Here is a 19,513-nt window from a genome sequence, read left to right as displayed (position 1 = left end):
GCTCAGGCTATCCGGAAGGGGAACCCGGAAAGGTTGAACGAATGGACCGGTTCACGGGTGGCGGAACGCGAGGGGCCGTCCAGGCGCATCATCATCCGCAGCCGCCGCGGCGGCTGGTGCGCCCGCTGGTCTGGCTGCTGACCAGGTGCACGAACGTCCTGGTCCGCGTGGCGGGCGGCGATCCCGAGACGCTCCGCGAGGAGATCACCGCCGATCGGATGCGGGCGCTGATCGCCGAGAACACCCAGCTCACGGCCGAGGAACGGGAGCTGATCGAGGAGGTCTTCGCGGCGGGGGAACGGCCCGTGCGCGAGGTGCTGCTCCCGCGTACCGAGGTGGAGTTCCTGGACGCCGCGCTGGAGCTGGCCACCGCCGCGCGGATCGCCGCCGGGAGCCCGCACAGCCGGTTCCCGGTCTGCCGGGACTCCCACGACGAGGTGATCGGCTTCGTGCACATCCGTGATCTTCTGGTGCCCGAGGTGGCCGACCGGTCCGTGCCGGTCGGTGACCTGGTCCGGCCGGTGAAGTACCTCCTGGCGTCCCAGCGGGTCCTGCCGGTCCTGTCGGAGATGCGCCGCGAGGGCTGCCACCTGGCCATCGTCGTGGACGAGTACGGCGGAACGGCGGGGATCGTCACACTCGAAGACCTGGTCGAGGAGCTCATCGGCGACATTCGCGATGAATATGATGTGAAGGACGCGCAAGCGCGCCGCCTGCACGACGGGGTGGTCGAGGTCGACGGGCTCCTCAACCTGGACGACTTCGCCGCCGAGACCGGCATCCGGCTGCCCGCGGGCCCGTACGAGACGGTCGCCGGGCACATCATGGCGGCCCTCGGCCGGGTGCCCGCCGAGGGCGACCGGGTGGAGGTCGCCGGCCGCCGTCTCGCGGTCGCCCGGATGGACGGCCGGCGGGTGGAACGCGTGCGCGTCAGTCCGAACACCCCTGCCCGCGGGGGCGTCTCATCGGAGGGAGGACGGACAGGGCCGGGTGAGGCCGCTCCGTCCACCGATGACACCGCCTCGAGCGAGGCCTGAGAGAATCGGTCCGTGCAGATGTCCGAAGCGCCACAGCAGACCTCCGGCGGCACCGCGGCACCGCGCGTGCTGTCGGGAATCCAGCCCACCGCCGACTCGTTCCACCTCGGCAACTACCTGGGCGCGGTCCGCCAGTGGGTCGCGATGCAGGACACCTTCGACGCGTTCTACATGGTCGTCGACATGCACGCGATCACCGTCCAGACCGACCCGGCGGCGCTGCGCCGCCGCACCAAGGTCGCCGCCGCCCAGCTGCTGGCCGTCGGCCTGGACCCCGAGCGCTGCACGCTGTTCGTGCAGAGCCAGGTGCACGAGCACGCCGAGCTGGCCTGGGTCCTCGGCTGCATCACCGGCTTCGGCGAGGCCGGCCGGATGACGCAGTTCAAGGACAAGTCGGCCAAGCAGGGCAGCGACTCGACCTCGGTCGGCCTGTTCACCTACCCGGTGCTGATGGCCGCCGACATCCTGCTCTACACGCCCGACCCGGTCGCGGGCGGCCAGGACCTGCAGGTCCCGGTCGGCGAGGACCAGCGGCAGCACCTGGAGCTCACCAGGACGCTCGCGCAGCGCTTCAACCACCGGTTCGGCGAGACGTTCGTGATCCCCGAGGCCTACATCCCGGAGGCCTCCGCCAAGATCACCGACCTGCAGGAGCCGACCGTCAAGATGAGCAAGTCGGCCTCGTCGCCGCAGGGCATCATCGACGTGCTGGAGGAGTCCGGCCCGATGCGCAAGAAGATCATGCGCGCGGTCACCGACACCGGCAGCGAGGTGCTCTTCGACCCCGAGAACAAGGCCGGCGTCTCCAACCTGCTGCGGATCTACGCCGCGCTCGGCGGCGGCGTCACGATCAAGGACCTCGAGAAGCGGTACGAGGGCCAGGGCTACGGCCAGTTCAAGAAGGACCTGGCCCAGGTCGTCCTGGACACCTTCGAGCCGATCCGCGAGCGCACCCAGAAGCTGCTGGCCGACGAGGCCGAGCTGGACCGCATCCTCGCGCGCGGCGCCGAGCGGGCGGGGGCGGTCGCCTCCGTGACGATGGACGTCGTGCGCGACCGGGTGGGATTCGTGGGACGTGGTCGCGCAGAGTAGGCCGCGCTCAGAGCTGCCCCGCCCGACCCCGGGGGGTCCGAGCGGGGTGCGCACCATCGGGGTGGCGATCCCCATCCCCGAACCGTTCGGCGGCGACCTGCAGCGCAGGCGCGCCTCGTTCGGCGACCCGCTCGCCCTGGCCATCCCGACGCACATCACGCTGCTGCCGCCGACCGAGATGGACATCAGGTCCATCCCGGCGGTGGAGGAGCACCTGCGCGCCGTCGCCGCGACCGAGGAGCCGTTCCGCATCCTGCTGCGGGGCACGGGAACGTTCCGCCCGGTATCTCCCGTGGTGTTCGTGGCCGTGGCCGACGGGATCGCGGGCTGCGAACGGCTCCAGCGGCGCGTGCAGTCGGGGCCGCTGGACCGGGAGCTGCTCTTCCCGTACCACCCGCACGTGACCGTGGCCCACCACCTCCCGGAGGAGGCCATGGACCGCGCGTTCAAGGAGCTGACCGGCTACGAGGCGGCGTTCGGCGTGCGCGGCTTCGCGCTGTACGAGCACGGCGACGATGCGGTATGGCGGCCGAGGCGCGAATTCGCCTTCGGTGCGGGCTGAACCGCGGATCCGGTGCGCGACGGGTGAGGCCCCGGGTGACCTCGCGGGTGATCCACGGCACGTGATCACGTGGTCGCGCATCGAATCGATCCCGCTGGGTACCTCCCGTACATGCGGCAGGTGATCGCGCGGGCCCAGCGCCGATTCGGGGCGTTGCAGGACACCGGAATGGACCTGCTGCGGGGTTTCCGGGCCCGCTGGCCCTGGTTCGACCATCTCGTCCGGGCGTACCGGCGCTACCAGGACCGGCGCGGAGACCGGCTCGCCGCGGCGCTGACCTGCTACGGCTTCCTGTCGTTCTTCCCGCTGCTGGCGTTGGCGTACGCGCTGCTCGGCTATCTGGTGAAGTTCAGCGGCAAGGCGCGTGACTATTTCGTCGACGCGATCAACCAGCTGCTGCCGGGCCTCGCGGACCAGTTGAACGTGCAGCAGATCGTGGAGTCCAAGACCGCCGTCGGGCTGGTCGGCCTGGTCGGCCTGATGTTCACCGGCCTCGGCTGGGTGAACGTCCTCCGCGAGTCCCTGCGCGACATCTGGGGGTACGAGCCGACCGGCGGCGCCAACTTCTTCCTCAAGAAGGTCCTGGACGCGGGGCTGCTGGCCTTCCTGGGCGTCGTCCTGATCGTGTCCGTGGCGGTCTCCACGGTCACCTCGCAGGCCACCCACACCGTGCTGACGACGCTGGGCCTGGACGAGGTGGCGGGCGCGGGCACGGCGCTGCGGCTGCTGTCGCTGGCCGTCGCGATCTCGTTCGACACCCTGATCTTCCTGGTGCTGTTCTCGCGGCTGTCGGGCACCAGGGCGCCGTGGCGCAAGATCATCAGGGGTGCGGTCTTCGGCGCGATCGGCTTCGAGATCCTCAAGCAGATCGCGACCCTGCTGCTGTCCCGCACGACCTCCAACCCGGTGTACGCCTCGTTCGCCGTCCTCGTCGGGCTGATGGTGTGGATCAACATCGTGTCCCGGTTCCTGCTCTTCACGGCGGCCTGGACCGCCACCCGCCGCGTCATCATGCGCGCCGACGAGAAGGCGCAGGAGAAGGAACAGGAGCAGCAGGAACAAGATGCGCAGGCACAGGCCCAGGAGGACGCGGACCTAAGGGCCGAGCACCAGTCAGACCAGCAGGCCGAGCAGCAGGCGGAGCGGCCTGCCGAGCAGCAGGCCGAGCAGCAGGCGGAGCGGCCTGCCGAGCAGCAGGCCGAGCAGCAGGCGGAGCGGCCTGCCGAGCAGCAGGCCGAGCAGCAGGCGGAGCGGCCCGCCGAGCGGCAGGAACAGGAGACCGAGGAAGCGCGGGGTTAGGACCAGAAGGCGTCGTCGGCGTACTGGTCCTCGGCGAGCGTGCGGATCTCGGTGATCCGGCCGCCGGAGAGCGCGAAGATGTCGACCGCGCGGCCGTCCAGCACCTTGCCGGGCCGTTCGGCGTAGGTCTGCACGAGCGCGACGCCGTGGTCGTCGTCGGCCAGGACCGCGTACGGCTCGGTTCGGAACGTCCCGCCGGACAGCTCGAAGAGCCGGACGTAGAAGCCGAGGACCTCCTCGGGAGTGCTGTAGTCGCCGCAGAGCGGCCCGTGGCCCGGGACGCGGTGCACGACGTGGTCGGCCAGCAGGGTGCGGATGAAGTCGATGTCGCCCTTGGCGAAGGCGGTGTACCCGTCGCGCAGCAGGGTCACGTTCGGGTGCTCGGAGGTCGGTGGCGCATAGGAACGGCGGTATGACACGGCGCTTCCTCCCATAGGCACGCCGGTCCGCCGTCCGTCCAGCCGCGGCGCTGCGGGCCGGCGTCATCGCGAGCGTAAGCCCGTCGCCTCGCCGAGACCAGAAGGAGACCCGCCGGAGACCGGCGGGGTAAGCCTTATCGGTCGTTACCGCTCGTGGCGCTGGTCGTCGTAGGACGGGTGCTCGTCGAGCCGCGGCGACGGGAGGTGCCCGGACGGGTCGATCGGGCCCGTGGAGTCGGGGGATCGGTAGGGGGCGGACGAGCCGTAGGAGTCGTCCGAGCCGAACGATCCGGGCGCGCCGTTCGCCGAGCTGGTGGCGGGGGTGCCGGGACGGTCGCCGCCACCGCCGCGGCGCCGCCGGATCATCCAGAACAGCACCCCGACGGCGAGCACCGCGCCCGCGGTGCCGCCGGCCAGCAGGCCCCAGTTGGCGCCGGAGTCGTCGCCGGTCAGCGGGTTCGGCGGCAGCAGGGTGTTGGAGTGGGTGTTGGTCTTCTTGGGCTGGTCGTCGTCGCCGGGCGAGACCAGCGAGCCCACCGGCTTGACCTTGCCGCGCGCCTGGAACCCCCAGTTCAGCAGCTGGGTCGCGTACTTGGACGGCGGGATGTCGGCCTTCATCAGCGAGATGAGGATCGTGTGGCCGTCGCGCCGCGCGGCGGCGACGAACGTCTGCTCGGCCGCGATGGTGTAGCCGTTCTTGCCGCCGATCATCCCGCGGTACGCCGACGGCTGGCCCGGCAGCATCCGGTTGTGGGTGTGGATCGGGTAGCCGCCGGTCTTCTTGTGCTTCTTGCGCTCGGCCTTGGTGAGCGGCGCGGGGAAGTGGTGGTCGATCGTCTCGACGTACCGGCGGTAGTCGGTGTTCTTCAGCCCCTCGCGCAGGATGAGCGCCAGGTCGTACGACGAGGTGTGCTGGGTGTGGACGTTCAGGCCGTAGTCGACGTCCAGGCCGTTCGGGGACGCGGCGAGGGTGTCGCCGGCGTGGATGCGGCGGGCCTCGGTGTTCATGTCGGCGATGGTCTTCTTCATGCCGCCGTTGGCCTCGGCGAGCGTCACCGCCGAGTCGTTGGCCGACATCATCATCAGCGCGTAGAACAGGTCCGAGACCTTGTACTGCATCGAGTGCGTCATGCCGACCTTGGTGCCCTCGACGTCACAGGCGTGCTGGCTCGGCCTGATCAGGCGGTTGGCGTCGAGCTTGGGCACGAGCGTGAGCGCGGTGAGCGTCTTCAGCGTGCTGGCCGGGAGGTACTGGCCGTGCGGGTCCTTGGCGGCCAGCACGTCGCCGGTGTCCATGTCGGCGATGACCCACGACGCGGCGTTGATCTTCGGTGCGCCCGGCACGCCCGCCGCGGGGTTCAGCACCACGCCCCTGCTCGCCAGCTGCGCGCCACCGATCGGGTCGGTGCGCCCATGTGTCCCGGTATGCGTGCCGGCGCGCGCGGCGGCGCACGGGGCGACGGTCAGGGACGCCGCGACGAGCGGCAGGGCGAGGGCGGCGGCGGCGCGGCGTGTTCTCGTCATGACCCATCGAAGACTAGGCGACCACCCCGCGCGTTCGGTACCCGCCCGGGACGTGTCGGGCTACTGGGGCCAAAGTGACGGGTGTGACGTGCATCACCGGACCGAACAGTCACGCGGAGTGAACGGTGCGAATTTGGGGCAGGTGGACTAGTTCGTTCGGGTGGTGCCGTCCCGATGATCGATGACCGAAATGGGTGACGGACCGTGTTCACCGGTCGCCCGTACGAGTCAATTGATCTGCGAAGGGCATGGACCCCTGCAGGTGACGGGCACCGGGCGCCATCATGGGGTGAGACGGCGATCTGGTCCGGCGTTTGTCCAGGCTTAGTGACCCGCTGGCTGAATTGCGCCACGTGCCACGCATCGACCTGCAAGGATTGTGGACGGAGGTTGGCCGTGGCCATTGACTTCAACCCATCCCGTGGCGCGACGTTGGGCGTGGAGTGGGAGCTCCAGCTCATCGACACCGAGACCATGCACCTTCGGCAGGACGCACGCGAGGTGCTCGCCGCCCTGCCGTCGCTCAGCGAGGGCGGGGACAACCCCAAGATCCGGCATGAGCTCATGGAGTCCACGGTCGAGATAGTGACCGATATCAGTCACACCGTCGGGGAGGCCAAGGCCGACCTGGCGGCCACCGTCAAGGAGCTGCGCGCGGCGACCGCCGCCCGCGGACTGGCCCTGGCCTGCACCGGGACCCATCCGATCAGCGACTGGCGGGACGCGGTGATGGCGCCGATCCAGCGCTACGCCGAGCTGATCGAGCAGATGCAGTGGCTCGCGCGGCGGATCCAAACCTTCGGCGTGCACGTTCATGTAGGTGTGCGCAACGTCGACAAGGCGATCCCGATCGTGAACGCGCTCTCGGCCTACCTGCCGCACTTCCTGGCCCTGACGGCCTCCAGCCCGTTCTGGAGCGGCAGCGACACCGGGCTGGCCTCCAGCCGCGCCGTCGTGTTCGGCCAGCTCCCGACGGCCGGCCCGCCGCACCTGCTGGACGACTGGGCCGCCTTCGAGGACTACATGGACACCCTCCTGCGCGCCGGTACCATCCGGAGCATCAAGGAGGTCTGGTGGGACATCCGCCCGCATCCCGACTTCGGCACGATCGAGATCCGGATGTTCGACGGGATTCCCACCCTGCGTGAGGTGGGCATGGCGGCCGCACTCTGCCAGAGCCTGGTCACGCTCTTCGACCAGCAGCTGGACCGCGGCTACACGCTGCCGCGGCCGGCCGCCTGGGTGGTGCGCGACAACAAGTGGCGCGCTACCAGATACGGCCTCGACGCCATCGTCATTACCGATGACACTGGGAACACGGCGCCGCTCCGCGACGATCTCTACGAGCTGATCCGCGAGCTGGAGCCGGTCGCCGACCGGCTCGGCTGCGCGGAGGAGCTGAAGGTCGCCGGCGAGGTCCTGGAACACGGGGCGCCGTACGAACGCCAGCGCGCGATCCGCGCCGAGGGCGGAACCTTGGAGAACGTCGTACAGGCGGCGATCGCCGAGTTCGCAGAGGACAGATTCGTCACCCTGGGGGAGGTTGCCCATGTCGGAACGTGAGGACACCGACGGCGAATCGGCCAGCCCCTCCGGTTCGGAACAGACCACGGGGCGGACGCCTTTCGGCTCCGCCATGGCGCAGGGGGCGCACATGACCACACCGGGACCCGGGGTGATGCCCGGCCTTGAACCATCAGGCGGCGGACCTGTGGCCGCGCTCGGCGGCGAGCAGCTGCAACTGCAGCTCGACTCCTTCCTTGCGCGCCACGAGGACGCCCTCAAGCTCTTCCGGCGCGACCTCCACATGCACCCGGAACTGGGCTACGCCGAGCACCGCACCACCCAGCGGATCGTGGAACGGCTGACCGAGGCCGGGCTGCGGCCGCAGGTGCTGCCCCGCGGCACCGGGCTGTTCTGCGACATCGGCCCTGAGGACGGCCCCACGGTGGCGCTGCGCGCGGACATCGACGCGCTGCCGCTGCAGGACGAGAAGGACGTGCCGTACAAGTCGACGGTCCCCGGCGTCGCGCACGCCTGCGGCCACGACGTGCACACCACCATGGTGCTGGGCGCCGGGCTCTTCCTGGCCCAGCAGGCCGCGGCGGGGCTGCTCCCGGGCCGCGTCCGGCTGCTGTTCCAGCCCGCCGAGGAGACCCCGGGCGGGGCGCTGGACGTGATGGCCGCCGGCGGCATCTGCGGCGTGGACCGCGCGTTCGCGCTGCACTGCGACCCGCGCATCGAGGTCGGCCAGCTGGGCCTGCGCACCGGGCCGATCACCGCGGCCTGCGACAAGGTCTACGTCAAGGTCACCGGCCCCGGCGGGCACACCGCCCGGCCGCACCTGACCGCCGACCTGGTGTACGCCCTGGCCAAGATCGTCACCGAGCTCCCCGCCGCGCTGTCGCGCCGGGTCGACCCGCGCTCCAGCCTGTCGCTGGTGTGGGGCCGCGTCTCGGCCGGCTCGGTCGCCAACGCGATCCCCGACGACGGGATCGCCGAGGGCACCGTGCGCTGCCTGGACGACGAGGCCTGGCACCGCGCGCCGGAGATGATGAAGTCGCTGCTCCAGTCGGTCGCCGCCGCCTACGACGTGGAGGCCTCGCTGGAGTACGTCCGCGGCGTGCCGCCCACCGTGAACGAGGCGACCAGCGTGCAGATGTTCCGGGACGCCTCGGCGCAGGTGCTCGGCGAGGAGGCCGCCGTGCCGACCCCGCAGAGCCTGGGCGGCGAGGACTTCGGCTGGTACCTGGAGTCGATCCCCGGCGCCCTCGCCCGCCTCGGCGTGCGCGAGCCCGGCTCGTCCGGCGAGTACGACCTTCACCGCGGCGACTTCGACGTCGACGAGAGCTGCATCGCGGCCGGCGTCCGGGTGCTCGCGGCCACGGCGCTCACCGCCCTGTGGGACGGCAACCGTCCCGGTGATCAAGAGCCCATGGAGGGCGCCGCGATCGCCTGAGACCACCGCATCCCTTCCACATCTCACGCCCCGTCCGGGCTTTGACCTGTGGCGATATGCGTACGCGTTGGTAACGGACGCGTTGCGAAACGGTGCACGGCGGGCGTTTCGCGTTCGGCGCGAGGTAGTTTCCTCACGATTTCGGTGGCCTGTTTTGGCCGCTATGACTGGGTGGGGAATGGAAGGAGCGCTACCTTGCGCCGTGGATACAAGATCTCGCTCGTCAGCGTGACGGGCGCAGCGCTCGCGCTGAGCGCCTCCGCGTGCGGTGGCAAGAAGGCCGACACTGGGGGCTCCAGCGGCGGGGACAGCAAGAAGGTCGTCAAGGTCGGCCTGGCGTTCGACATCGGCGGGCGCGGCGACCAGTCGTTCAACGACTCGGCCGCGGCCGGTCTCGACAAGGCCAAGCAGGACCTCGACATCAAGACCGAGGAGATCTCCGCCAAGCCGGACGAGCCCGACGCCGACAAGGAGGCCCGGCTGAAGCTGCTGGCCGGCAAGGGCTACAACCCGGTCATCGGCGTCGGCTTCGCCTACACCGCCTCGGTGATCAAGGTGGCGAAGGCTTACCCGAACACCAAGTTCCTGGTCGTCGACGCCGACCAGTGCAAGGTCGAGGGCGCCAACGTCGAGGGCGCCTGCTTCTCCGAGGAGCAGGGCTCCTTCCTGGTCGGCGCGGCCGCCGCGCTGAAGTCCAAGTCCGGCACGATCGGCTTCATCGGCGGCGTCAACGTGCCGCTGATCCACAAGTTCCAGGCCGGGTACGAGGCGGGCGCCAAGGCGGCCAAGCCGTCGATCAAGATCCTGCCGGCCAAGTACCTCACCGAGCCGCCGAACTTCGACGGGTTCAAGAACCCGGCGCTCGGCAACGAGGCCGCCAAGGGCCAGCTCGACAAGGGCGCGGACGTGATCTACCACGCGGCCGGCGGCGCCGGCATCGGCGTGATCAAGACCGTCGGCGCGGCCAAGAAGATGGTCATCGGCGTCGACTCCGACCAGTACAACCTGCCCGCCGTCTCCACGGTGAAGGACTACATCCTCACCTCGATGGTGAAGCACGTGGACGTGTCGGTGTACGACTTCGTCGAGGCCGTCTCCAAGGGCACCTTCCAGGCCGGCACCAAGAAGTACGACCTGGCCAACGACGGCGTGGGCTACTCCGCCTCCGGCGGCAAGGTCGACGACATCAAGGCCAAGCTGGACGCGTACAAGGCCGACATCATCAGCGGCAAGATCCAGGTGCCCACCAAGTGATCCACGTTCGTTCCCGGGCATAGGGGACGGACCATCCGCCGCGCGCACCCCGCCGACCACCGGCGGGAGGCGCGCGGCGCGGGTCGTTGACCCGCAGGATCCGCACGCAGTTGATCTGGACGCACTCTGAGTCAGGGGGGCACTCGTGCCTGACGAGGTGCCGGCCGTACGGCTGACATCGATCACCAAGCGCTTTCCCGGCGTGGTGGCCAACCGCGACATCGACCTCACCATCAACCGCGGTGAGGTCCACGCGCTGTGCGGCGAGAACGGGGCCGGCAAGTCGACCCTGATGAAGATCCTCTACGGCATGCAGAAGCCGGACGAGGGGACCATCGAGATCGACGGCGAGCAGGTCTCCTTCCGTACCCCGGCCGACGCGATCGCGCGCGGCATCGGCATGGTCCACCAGCACTTCAAGCTGGCCGACAACCTGACCGTGCTGGAGAACGTGATCCTCGGCGCCGAGCCGAAGCGCCGCGGCGGGATCGACTTCGCCGCAGCGCGCAAGAAGATCACCGAGATGGGCAAGGCGTACGGGCTGCGGGTGGACCCCGACTCGCTCGTCGAGAAGCTCGGCGTCGGCGACCGGCAGCGGGTGGAGATCCTCAAGGTCCTCTACCGGGGCGCGCGGGTGCTCATCCTGGATGAGCCCACCGCGGTGCTGGTCCCGCAGGAGGTCGACGAGCTGTTCGCCAACCTGCGGGAGCTGAAGGCCGAGGGCCTCACCGTGCTGTTCATCTCGCACAAGCTCGACGAGGTGCTCGCGGTCGCCGACACCATCACGGTGATCCGGCGCGGCACCACCGTCGCCGACTGCGTCGACCCGCGCGAGACCACGTCCCGGCAGCTCGCCGAGATGATGGTCGGCTCGGAGCTGCCGACGCCCGAGCTGCGCGAGTCCACGGTCACCGACGAGGTGCAGCTGGACGTGGCGGGCCTCACCGTGGTGACCGAGGACGGGCGCCCGGTCGTGAACGACCTGTCGCTGCGCATCCGCCGCGGTGAGATCGTCGGGCTGGCCGGGGTCGAGGGCAACGGCCAGAGCGAGCTGATCGAGGCCCTGATGGGCATCCGCCCGGCGGGCACCGGCGTCATCACCTACGGCGGCGACGACATCACCCACTGGCCGACCCGGCGCCGCCGCGAGGCGGGCATCTCCTACATCCCCGAGGACCGGCACCGGCACGGGCTGATCCTGGAGGGGACGCTCTGGGAGAACCGGATGCTCGGCCACCAGACCCAGAAGCCCAACGTGCGCGGCCCCTGGATCGCCCGCCGCGGCGCGCGCCGCGACACCACCCGGATCGTGCGGGCCTACGACGTCCGTACGCCGGGCATCGAGGTGCCGGCGGCGGCGCTGTCGGGCGGCAACCAGCAGAAGCTGATCGTCGGCCGTGAGATGTCGGGCGAGCCGCGGCTGCTGATCGCCGCGCATCCGACCCGCGGCATCGACGTCGGCGCGCAGGCCGCGATCTGGGAGTACCTGCGGCAGGCCCGCGCCGCGGGCCTCGCCGTGCTGCTGATCAGCGCCGATCTCGAGGAACTCATCGGAATGTCCGACACGCTGCACGTGATCCTGCGCGGCCGCCTGGTCGCGGAGGTCGATCCGGGGACCGTCACCCCCGAGGAGCTCGGCTCCGCCATGACCGGGGCCGGGGACGCCGCATGAGCGAGCGAAGCGACAACGAGCCCGGCTCCAGGGACAACGAGCCCAAGGACACTCCGCCCAAGGACATTCCGCCCGAGGAGACTCCGCCCGAGGAGACTCCGGCGGAGGCCGAGGCCAGGGCCAAGGCCGCCACGGCGGCTCCGGCGGGCGACACGCCGGAGACCATCCCGGCGTGGAAGGCGATGCTGCAGGGCCTCGGGCCGCGCGGGCTGGCGTTCAAGATCGGCGCGCCGCTGCTGGCGTTGCTGATCTCGGTGCTGATCGCGGCGCTGCTGATGCGGCTGTCGGGCGCCGACCCGGTCAGCTCGATCCAGAGCATGATCGACTACGGCACGCAGCAGTCGTCGCTGGTCGACATCGTCAACCGGGCGACCCGCTACTACCTGTCGGCGGTCGCGGTGGCGATCGGCTTCCGGATGGCGCTGCTGAACATCGGCGTGGACGGCCAGTACCGGCTCGCCGCGATGCTGTCGGCGGCGCTCGGCGGCGCGCTCACCCTGCCCGCCCCGTTCGGGCAGCTACTGGTGATCGTGGCGGCGATGCTGATCGGCGGCCTGTGGGCCGCGATCGCGGGCATCCTCAAGGTCACCCGCGGCGTCAGCGAGGTGCTGTCGACGATCATGCTGAACGCGATCGCGACCGGCGTGATCGCCTACCTGCTGAACGACAAGCGCCTCGCCGAGGTGCGGCCGGGCAGCAACAACGTGGCGACCCCGAAGATCCCCGGCGAGGGCAGGGTCGGCCCGCTGAACGGCTTCCTGTCCTCGATCGGGATCAACCTGCCGGGCGACGTCTACGGCCTGCTGCCGCTGGCGATCGTGGTCGGCATCGTCTTCTGGGTGGTCATCAACTTCACCCGGTTCGGCTTCGACCTGAAGGTGTCGGGCCTGTCGGCCTCGGCCGCGCAGGCGAGCGGCGTCAGCGCCAAGCGCATGATCGTCATCACGATGGTCCTGTCCGGCGCGGTGGCCGGCCTGATCGGCATGCCCGAGCTGCTCGGCGCCTCGTACGAATACTCGCTGAACTTCCCGGCGGGGCTCGGCTTCACCGGCATCACGGTCGCGCTGCTCGGCCGCAACCATCCGCTCGGCATCGCGCTCGCCGCGCTGCTGTTCGCCTTCCTCGACCAGAGCTCGGACGTCCTCCAGGACGTCGGGGTGCCGAAGGAGATCGTCGGCGTGATGCAGGGCGTCGTGGTCCTGACCGTCGCGATCGTCTACGAGCTCGTCCGGCGCTGGGAGATCAGGCTGCAGCAGCGGTCGGTGGCGACCGAGCTGGCCACCGGGCACGACCTGGCCAAGGAGACGGCATGAGCACGGCGACCGTGGCGGAGAAGGTCAAGTCCGTGAACGGCAGGCTCAACCTGCGCTGGCCGCACTACCTGCTGATCATCGGCGGGCTGCTCCTGCTGCTGTCGCTGGTCCGGGTGGTCGACGACGCCAACGACGTCACCTCCAGCGGCACCGTCGGCGCGATGCTGCGCCTGGCCGTGCCGATCCTGCTGGCGGGCCTCGGCGGCCTCTGGTCCGAACGCTCCGGCGTGATCAACATCGGCCTCGAGGGCATGATGATCCTCGGGACCTGGACCGGCGCCTGGGCGGGCTACCAGTGGGGTCCGTGGGTGGGCGTGCTCGCCGGGATCATCGGCGGCATGCTCGGCGGCCTGCTGCACGCGATCGCCACCGTCACGTTCGGCGTGGACCACATCATCTCCGGTGTCGCGATCAACATCCTGGGCCTGGGGCTCACCCAGTTCCTGGCCGGGCTGATCTTCGACACCGGCAAGGCCAAGGCCCTCGGCGGCGGCCCGCGCCAGTCGCCGCCGATCGATCCGATCAAGACGCTGACGCTGCCGGTGCTGTCCGGCGGCAAGATCGGGAGCTGGCAGAGCCCCGACTGGCTGGGCTCGCTGGAGAAGCACCACTGGTTCCTGGTGTCGGACCTGGCGGGGATCGTGCGCGGCGTGACGGCCGGGATGTCGCTGCTCACGCTGGTCGCGATCCTGCTGATCCCGGCGACGTACGTGGTGCTGTGGAAGACCGCGTTCGGCCTGCGGATCCGTTCCTGCGGCGAGGACCCGTACGCGGCCGAGTCGCTCGGCGTCTCGGTCTACCGGATGAAGTACGTCGCCGTGATGATCTCGGGCGGGTTCGCCGGGCTGGCGGGCGCGTTCCTGGTCACCGTGGCCGCGCCGCTCTACCAGGACGGGCAGACCGGCGGCCGCGGCTACATCGGCCTGGCCGCGATGATCTTCGGTAACTGGCGTCCCGTCGGGCTCGCCGCGGGCTCGCTGCTGTTCGGCTACACCGACGCGATGAACGCGCGCGGCGGCGGCGACTCGGTGCACGCGCTGCTGCTGTTCGTCACGGTCATCCTGATCGCGGTGGCCGGCTACCAGCTGTCGCGCACCCCGCGGATGCGCTCGTCCATCGAGACCGACCTGGACCGCCGCGTCCTGCGCAACACCTACATCGGCGTCGTGCTGGCGGTCGTCGCGGCCGGCGGCCTGCTGGTCTGGTACCTGACCACCGACGCCGTGCCCGGCGAGCTCGTCTCGTTCTTCCCGCACGTCACCACGCTGCTGGTGCTGGCGCTGGCGAGCCAGCGGCTGCGGATGCCCGCCGCCGACGGCCTGCGCTACCGGCGCGGCGAGGCACGTTAGCGCGTGGGTGACAATCGGGGGATGAACGAGATCGATTGGAAGGCCCTGCGGTCGGCCGCCCAGGAGGCGATGCGGCGCGCGTACGCGCCGTACTCCCGCTTCCCGGTCGGCGCCGCGGGCCTCACCGCCGACGGCAGGGTGCTGACCGGCTGCAACGTCGAGAACGCCTCGTACGGCCTCGGGCTGTGCGCCGAGTGCAGCCTGGTCTGCGCGCTGCACGGCCCCGGCAAGCCGGTGACGTCCGACGGAGACCGCCCGCGCCTGCTGGCCGTCGCCGTGGTCGACGGCCACGGCGAGCCGCTGATGCCCTGCGGGCGCTGCCGCCAGCTGCTCTGGGAGCACGGCGGCCCGGCGATGCTGCTGGAGACCACCCGAGGCGTCCTCCCCATGTCCGAAGTCCTCCCCGACGCCTTCGGCCCAGAAGACCTGATCGAACGAGCAACCTGACGACCAAGTACGCCGATCTTGCTCTGAGCGCCCTTTGAGCCCCCTCATAAGGGCGCTCAGAGCAAGATCGGCGAGTTTGTGATCCCTGCGAGGAGTGAGTAGTGGACGCCATTGATGTGATCCGGGCCAAGCGGGACGGCGGGGAGCTCACGCCGGAGCAGATCGACTGGGCAGTGGACGCCTACACGCGCGGCGCCATCGCCGAGGAGCAGATGTCGGCGCTGGCGATGGCGATCCTGCTGAACGGGATGAACCGGGCCGAGGTGGCCCGCTGGACCGAGGCGATGATCGCCTCGGGCGAGCGGATGGAGTGGTCGGCGCTGGACCGGCCGACCACCGACAAGCACTCGACCGGCGGCGTCGGCGACAAGATCACGCTGCCGCTGGCCCCGCTGGTGGCGGCGTGCGGCGCGGCCGTTCCGCAGCTGTCGGGGCGCGGCCTCGGCCACACCGGCGGCACGCTGGACAAGCTGGAGTCGATCCCCGGCTGGCGCGCCTCGCTGAGCAACGACGAGATGATGGACGTGCTGCGTTCGGCGGGCGCGGTGATCTGCGCGGCCGGGACCGGGCTGGCCCCGGCCGACCGCAAGCTCTACGCGCTGCGCGACGTCACCGGCACCGTCGAGTCGATCCCGCTGATCGCCTCCTCGATCATGTCCAAGAAGATCGCCGAGGGCACCGGCGCGCTGGTGCTGGACGTCAAGGTCGGCTCCGGCGCGTTCATGAAGACCGTCGAGAACGCCCGCGAGCTCGCCGAGACCATGGTCGGGATCGGCACCGACAACGGGCTGCGCACGGTCGCGCTGCTCACCGCCATGGACCGGCCGCTCGGCCGCGCCGTCGGCAACGCCGTCGAGGTCGCCGAGTCGGTCGAGGTGCTGGCCGGGGGAGGCCCCGGGGACATCGTCGAGCTCACCGTGCGGCTCGCGCGGGAGATGCTGGACGCGGCGGGCCTGGCGGGCGGCAAGGACCCGGCGGAGGCGCTCCGCGACGGTTCGGCGATGGACGTCTGGCGCACGATGATCTCCGCGCAGGGCGGCGACCCGGACGCCAAGCTGCCGGTCGCGAGCGAGTCGCACGAGGTCGTCGCGCCGTCCAGCGGCGTGCTGACCCGGCTGGACGCGTTCGGCGTCGGCGTCGCGGCCTGGCGGCTCGGCGCGGGCCGCGCCCGCAAGGAGGACCCGGTCTCGTTCGGCGCGGGCGTCATCTGCCACGCCAAGCCGGGCGACACGGTCACCGCCGGGCAGCCGCTGCTGACCCTGTACGCCGACGACGCGGACCGTTTCGAACGCGGTCTGGAGTCTCTTGAGGGCGCCTACGAGGTCGTTCCGGACGGCGTTCCCGACCAGCTTCCGCTGATCATCGACCGCATCTCCTGAGCCGGCGGCGAGTCGGGTGAGCCGGGGCCGGACCGGGCCAACAGGTGCGAACGGTCTTGACGCGCATGATCAACGCTCGGCAGGCTGATCAACGATCTTTATCAGCCTCAAGGAGCGACGGTGCTTCTCTCACGACTTCTGCCCGTGGTGGCGGCGGCGGGGATGGCCGGCCTGACGGTCGGCGCCCTGCCCGCCAGCGCCGCCCCGGCGGCCCCTCAGGTCGTCATCAAGGACGGTAAGACCCAGCCGGCCTTCTCCTACAAGGACGCCGTCCGGGAGAAGGTCTACGTCGAGACCACGGTCGACAGCGACCACGACGGCAAGCGCGACCGCGTGTCCGTCTACGTCACGCGGCCCAAGGAGACCGACGGGAGCCTGAAGGTCGCCTCGATCATCGAGGCCAGCCCGTACTTCTCCGGTACGCAGGACCCCAAGTACCACCCCGCCGACGTGACCGACTACCCGCGCCTGGCCCCCTGGGACCCGCCGACCGGCGCCTGGGTCCCGCCGGACTACGGCTTCTCCTACTACGACAACTACTTCGTCTCGCGGGGTTACGCCGTGCTGGCCGCCGACACGCTCGGCACCGGCGACTCCGACGGCTGCCCGACCGCCGTCGGCCGCAACGAGGCGTCCGGCATGAAGTCGGTCATCGAGTGGCTGACCGGCAAGGCCAAGGCCTACGACGCCAAGGGCAACAAGGTCGAGGCGAACTGGTCGACCAAGAAGGTCGGCATGGCCGGCAAGTCGTACGACGGCACGCTGCCCCTCGCCACCGCCGGCACCCGCGTGGACGGCCTGAAGACGGTCGTGTCCATCTCCGGCGTCTCCAACTGGTACGACGAGTACCGCGCCAACGGCGGCGTCGTCGCCCCCGACGGCTGGGAGGGCGAGGACCTCGACCTGCACGCCAAGGCGGTGCTGACCCGCAAGAACCTCGCGGTCTGCGCGCCGGTGATGCACGACCTCGAGAAGAAGATGGACCGGGTCACCGGCGACTACAACGCAACCTGGGACGAGCGGAACTTCGCCAAGCAGGCCGCGCACTTCAAGGCCAGCGTCCTGGAGGTCGGCGGCCTGCACGACTGGAACGTCAAGCCGATCCAGTTCGCCGGGCTGTGGAACGGCCTGAAGAAGGCCGGCGTCAACCGCAAGCTGTGGATTCACCAGGCCCGCCACGACGAGCCGATCGACATCCGCAAGCAGGTCTGGCTCGACACCCTCGACCAGTGGTTCGCGCACGAGTTGTACGGCGTGAACAACGACATCATGAAGCAGCCCAAGGTCGACATCGAGCGGACCCCCGGCACCTGGGAGACCCACGGCGACTGGCCCGAGCCGTCCGCCCACCCGGTCACCTTCGGGCTGGGTGGAGGCGCCGCCGCCCAGCAGCCCGGCGTCCTCGCCACCGCTCGTGGCAAGGGCACCCAGGGCCTGGTCGACGCCCCGGCCCGTACGGCCGAGGAGCTCACGGCCAAGCCCGACTCGGCCGACCCGAACCGGCTGATCTACCTCACGCCCGCGCTGAAGAAGAACGTCCGCCTGTCGGGCACCACCAAGGTCAAGGTGCGCGCCTCGGTCGACGGCAAGTCCCCGTACCTGACGGGCCTGCTGGTCGACTACGGCACCGACACCCGCTTCGCCGACTTCAAGCCCGACGGCAAGCCCCAGTGGTGCTACGGCGACAGCATCCCCGGCAACGAGGGCTGCCGCACGTCCCGCTCGTACGTCACGCAGAGCACCCCGTACGAGATCGTGACGCGGGGCTGGACCGACATCCGCAACCGGAACTCCATCTGGTCGCAGACGCCGGTCAAGCCGGGCAAGGACTACACCTTCAGCTGGCCGATGCAGCCGTACGACCACGTGTTCAAGGCCGGCCACCGGATCGGCCTGCTGATCCTGGCCACCGACCACGCGTACACGCTGCGCTACCCGGCCGGGACCAAGGTCCAGGTGCAGCTCGGCGGCAGCAGCCTCACGCTGCCCATCACCAACGGCTGACCTGACCTCCACCCCAGGTCAGCAGGGGGCCCGCCGTTCATCTCACTGATGAACGGCGGGCCCTCGCCGTTGGCAGATGTTGACGGCGATAGGGGCACCTTTCCGGCGGTAAGGTCCAGAGATGAGCGATCGCCCGACCCTTGACGCCATCCGGCGTGCGCCGAAGGTCCTGCTGCACGACCACCTCGACGGCGGGCTGCGGCCCGCGACCATCGTCGACCTCGCCCGCGAGGGCGGCTACACCGAGCTCCCGAGCACCGACGCGGACGAGCTCGGTGCCTGGTTCGCGGAGGCGTCCAACTCCGGCTCGCTCGAACGCTACCTGGAGACGTTCTCCCACACCGTCGGCGTGATGCAGTCGGCCGACGCGCTCACCCGCGTCGCCTACGAGTGCGCCGAGGACCTGGCCAAGGACGGCGTGGTGTACGCCGAGGTCCGCTACGCGCCCGAGCTGCACACCCAGACCGGGATGCCGCTGGAGCAGGTCGTCGAGGCCGTTCTGGCGGGCTTCGCGGCGGGCGGCCGCGACCACGGCATCCGCGTCGGCACGCTGGTCACGGCGATGCGCCACCAGGCCCGCAGCATGGAGATCGCCGAGCTCGCCGTCCGCTACCGCGACCAGGGCGTCGTGGGCTTCGACATCGCGGGAGCCGAGGCGGGCTACCCGCCCACCCGCCACCTGGACGCGTTCGAATACCTGCAGCGCGAGAACGCCCACTTCACCATCCACGCGGGCGAGGGCTTCGGGCTCCCGTCGATCTGGCAGGCGATCCAGTGGTGCGGCGCCGACCGGCTCGGCCACGGCGTCCGCATCATCGACGACATCACCGGCGCCGACGCGCCCGAGCCCGAACTCGGCCGCCTGGCCGCGTACGTGCGCGACAAGCGGATCCCGCTGGAGATGTGCCCGACGTCCAACATCCAGACCGGCGCGGCCAAGTCGATCGCCGAGCACCCGATCGGCCTGCTGCGCCGCCTGAGCTTCCGCGTCACCGTCAACACCGACAACCGCCTGATGAGCGGCACGACCCTCTCCGAGGAGTTCGCCAAGCTCGTGGACGCGTTCGGCTACGACTGGTCGGACCTGCGCTGGTTCACGGTGAACGCGATGAAGTCGGCCTTCATCGGCTTCGACGAACGCCTCGAATTCATCAACAAGGTGATCAAACCCGGCTATGGCGACCTGGTCTGACCTCGGCCCCG

General features: G+C 70.4%; 16 protein-coding genes. 14 read left to right on the top strand and 2 right to left on the bottom strand.

Going from position 1 to position 19,513, the window contains the following annotated elements:
- Positions 1-41: 41 nt before the first annotated feature.
- The 4 genes from J4573_RS33760 (at position 42) to J4573_RS33745 (ending at position 3,990) form a co-directional block, all read left to right on the top strand.
- On the top strand, positions 42-1,037 hold the full coding sequence (locus tag J4573_RS33760; RefSeq protein ID WP_208259990.1) for a hemolysin family protein: 996 nt from the start codon (positions 42-44) through the stop codon (positions 1,035-1,037).
- Between the two features lie 18 nt (positions 1,038-1,055).
- Positions 1,056-2,129, top strand: coding sequence for a tryptophan--tRNA ligase (gene trpS / locus J4573_RS33755; protein ID WP_208260199.1), 1,074 nt, complete (start codon positions 1,056-1,058; stop codon positions 2,127-2,129).
- A gap of 46 nt (positions 2,130-2,175) precedes the next feature.
- A complete protein-coding gene (locus J4573_RS33750; RefSeq protein ID WP_307797104.1) occupies positions 2,176-2,691 on the top strand; it encodes a 2'-5' RNA ligase family protein in 516 nt (171 codons plus the stop codon).
- A gap of 111 nt (positions 2,692-2,802) precedes the next feature.
- Positions 2,803-3,990: a YihY/virulence factor BrkB family protein gene (locus J4573_RS33745; protein WP_208259989.1), complete on the top strand. Its 1,188-nt coding sequence runs from the start codon at positions 2,803-2,805 to the stop codon at positions 3,988-3,990.
- On the opposite strand, the gene J4573_RS33740 is transcribed toward J4573_RS33745, so the two are convergent.
- Positions 3,987-4,409: a nuclear transport factor 2 family protein gene (locus J4573_RS33740; RefSeq protein ID WP_208259988.1), complete on the bottom strand. Its 423-nt coding sequence runs from the start codon at positions 4,407-4,409 to the stop codon at positions 3,987-3,989. The two genes, J4573_RS33745 and J4573_RS33740, sit on opposite strands and share 4 nt — an antisense overlap.
- A gap of 144 nt (positions 4,410-4,553) precedes the next feature.
- Positions 4,554-5,933 (bottom strand): D-alanyl-D-alanine carboxypeptidase family protein, encoded by a 1,380-nt coding sequence (locus tag J4573_RS33735; protein ID WP_208259987.1) that lies wholly within the window; start codon positions 5,931-5,933, stop codon positions 4,554-4,556.
- Between the two features lie 396 nt (positions 5,934-6,329).
- Between J4573_RS33735 and J4573_RS33730 the strand changes: the two genes are divergently transcribed.
- From J4573_RS33730 to J4573_RS33685, 10 genes are all read left to right on the top strand, one after another.
- The gene (locus J4573_RS33730; protein ID WP_208259986.1) at positions 6,330-7,496 is read left to right on the top strand and encodes a glutamate--cysteine ligase; all 1,167 of its coding nucleotides are present in this window, start codon (positions 6,330-6,332) and stop codon (positions 7,494-7,496) included.
- A gap of 115 nt (positions 7,497-7,611) precedes the next feature.
- Complete coding sequence (locus J4573_RS33725) at positions 7,612-8,892, top strand: M20 family metallopeptidase (RefSeq protein WP_372442947.1); 1,281 nt, start codon at positions 7,612-7,614, stop codon at positions 8,890-8,892.
- A 195-nt stretch (positions 8,893-9,087) separates the two neighbouring features.
- The gene (locus J4573_RS33720) at positions 9,088-10,146 is read left to right on the top strand and encodes a BMP family lipoprotein (RefSeq protein ID WP_208259984.1); all 1,059 of its coding nucleotides are present in this window, start codon (positions 9,088-9,090) and stop codon (positions 10,144-10,146) included.
- A 145-nt stretch (positions 10,147-10,291) separates the two neighbouring features.
- Positions 10,292-11,818 carry an ABC transporter ATP-binding protein gene (locus tag J4573_RS33715; protein ID WP_208259983.1) on the top strand — a complete coding sequence of 509 codons (1,527 nt, stop codon included), beginning with the start codon at positions 10,292-10,294 and terminating at the stop codon, positions 11,816-11,818.
- Entirely contained in the window at positions 11,815-13,131 is a 1,317-nt protein-coding gene (locus J4573_RS33710; RefSeq protein WP_243773986.1) for an ABC transporter permease, read from the top strand. The genes J4573_RS33715 and J4573_RS33710 overlap by 4 nt, the downstream gene beginning before the upstream one ends.
- The gene (locus J4573_RS33705; RefSeq protein ID WP_208259982.1) at positions 13,128-14,480 is read left to right on the top strand and encodes an ABC transporter permease; all 1,353 of its coding nucleotides are present in this window, start codon (positions 13,128-13,130) and stop codon (positions 14,478-14,480) included. Before J4573_RS33710 ends, J4573_RS33705 begins: the two co-directional genes overlap by 4 nt.
- 21 nt (positions 14,481-14,501) lie before the next feature.
- Positions 14,502-14,927: a cytidine deaminase gene (locus J4573_RS33700; RefSeq protein ID WP_208259981.1), complete on the top strand. Its 426-nt coding sequence runs from the start codon at positions 14,502-14,504 to the stop codon at positions 14,925-14,927.
- Positions 14,928-15,028: 101 nt separating this feature from the next.
- Complete coding sequence (locus J4573_RS33695; protein WP_208259980.1) at positions 15,029-16,306, top strand: thymidine phosphorylase; 1,278 nt, start codon at positions 15,029-15,031, stop codon at positions 16,304-16,306.
- A 120-nt stretch (positions 16,307-16,426) separates the two neighbouring features.
- The gene (locus J4573_RS33690) at positions 16,427-18,310 is read left to right on the top strand and encodes a Xaa-Pro dipeptidyl-peptidase (protein ID WP_208259979.1); all 1,884 of its coding nucleotides are present in this window, start codon (positions 16,427-16,429) and stop codon (positions 18,308-18,310) included.
- A gap of 121 nt (positions 18,311-18,431) precedes the next feature.
- Positions 18,432-19,502 carry an adenosine deaminase gene (locus J4573_RS33685; RefSeq protein ID WP_208259978.1) on the top strand — a complete coding sequence of 357 codons (1,071 nt, stop codon included), beginning with the start codon at positions 18,432-18,434 and terminating at the stop codon, positions 19,500-19,502.
- Positions 19,503-19,513 lie beyond the last annotated feature (11 nt).

Source organism: Actinomadura barringtoniae, from assembly GCF_017573505.1.
GTDB classification, from domain to species: Bacteria; Actinomycetota; Actinomycetes; order Streptosporangiales; family Streptosporangiaceae; genus Spirillospora; species Spirillospora barringtoniae.
Note: the sequence above shows the minus strand (reverse complement) of the source record. Positions and strands in the feature narration are given on the sequence as shown.

Bases quoted from the DNA above. Each gene is read 5' to 3' on its own strand.
- J4573_RS33760 (WP_208259990.1), top strand. From the start codon at position 42: ATGGACCGGTTCACGGGTGGCGGAACGCGAGGGGCCGTCCAGGCGCAT.
- trpS (WP_208260199.1), top strand. From the start codon at position 1,056: ATGTCCGAAGCGCCACAGCAGACCTCCGGCGGCACCGCGGCACCGCGC.
- J4573_RS33745 (WP_208259989.1), top strand. From the start codon at position 2,803: ATGCGGCAGGTGATCGCGCGGGCCCAGCGCCGATTCGGGGCGTTGCAG.
- J4573_RS33735 (WP_208259987.1), bottom strand. From the start codon at position 5,933: ATGACGAGAACACGCCGCGCCGCCGCCGCCCTCGCCCTGCCGCTCGTC.
- J4573_RS33725 (WP_372442947.1), top strand. From the start codon at position 7,612: ATGCCCGGCCTTGAACCATCAGGCGGCGGACCTGTGGCCGCGCTCGGC.
- J4573_RS33710 (WP_243773986.1), top strand. From the start codon at position 11,815: ATGAGCGAGCGAAGCGACAACGAGCCCGGCTCCAGGGACAACGAGCCC.
- J4573_RS33705 (WP_208259982.1), top strand. From the start codon at position 13,128: ATGAGCACGGCGACCGTGGCGGAGAAGGTCAAGTCCGTGAACGGCAGG.
- J4573_RS33700 (WP_208259981.1), top strand. From the start codon at position 14,502: ATGAACGAGATCGATTGGAAGGCCCTGCGGTCGGCCGCCCAGGAGGCG.
- J4573_RS33685 (WP_208259978.1), top strand. From the start codon at position 18,432: ATGAGCGATCGCCCGACCCTTGACGCCATCCGGCGTGCGCCGAAGGTC.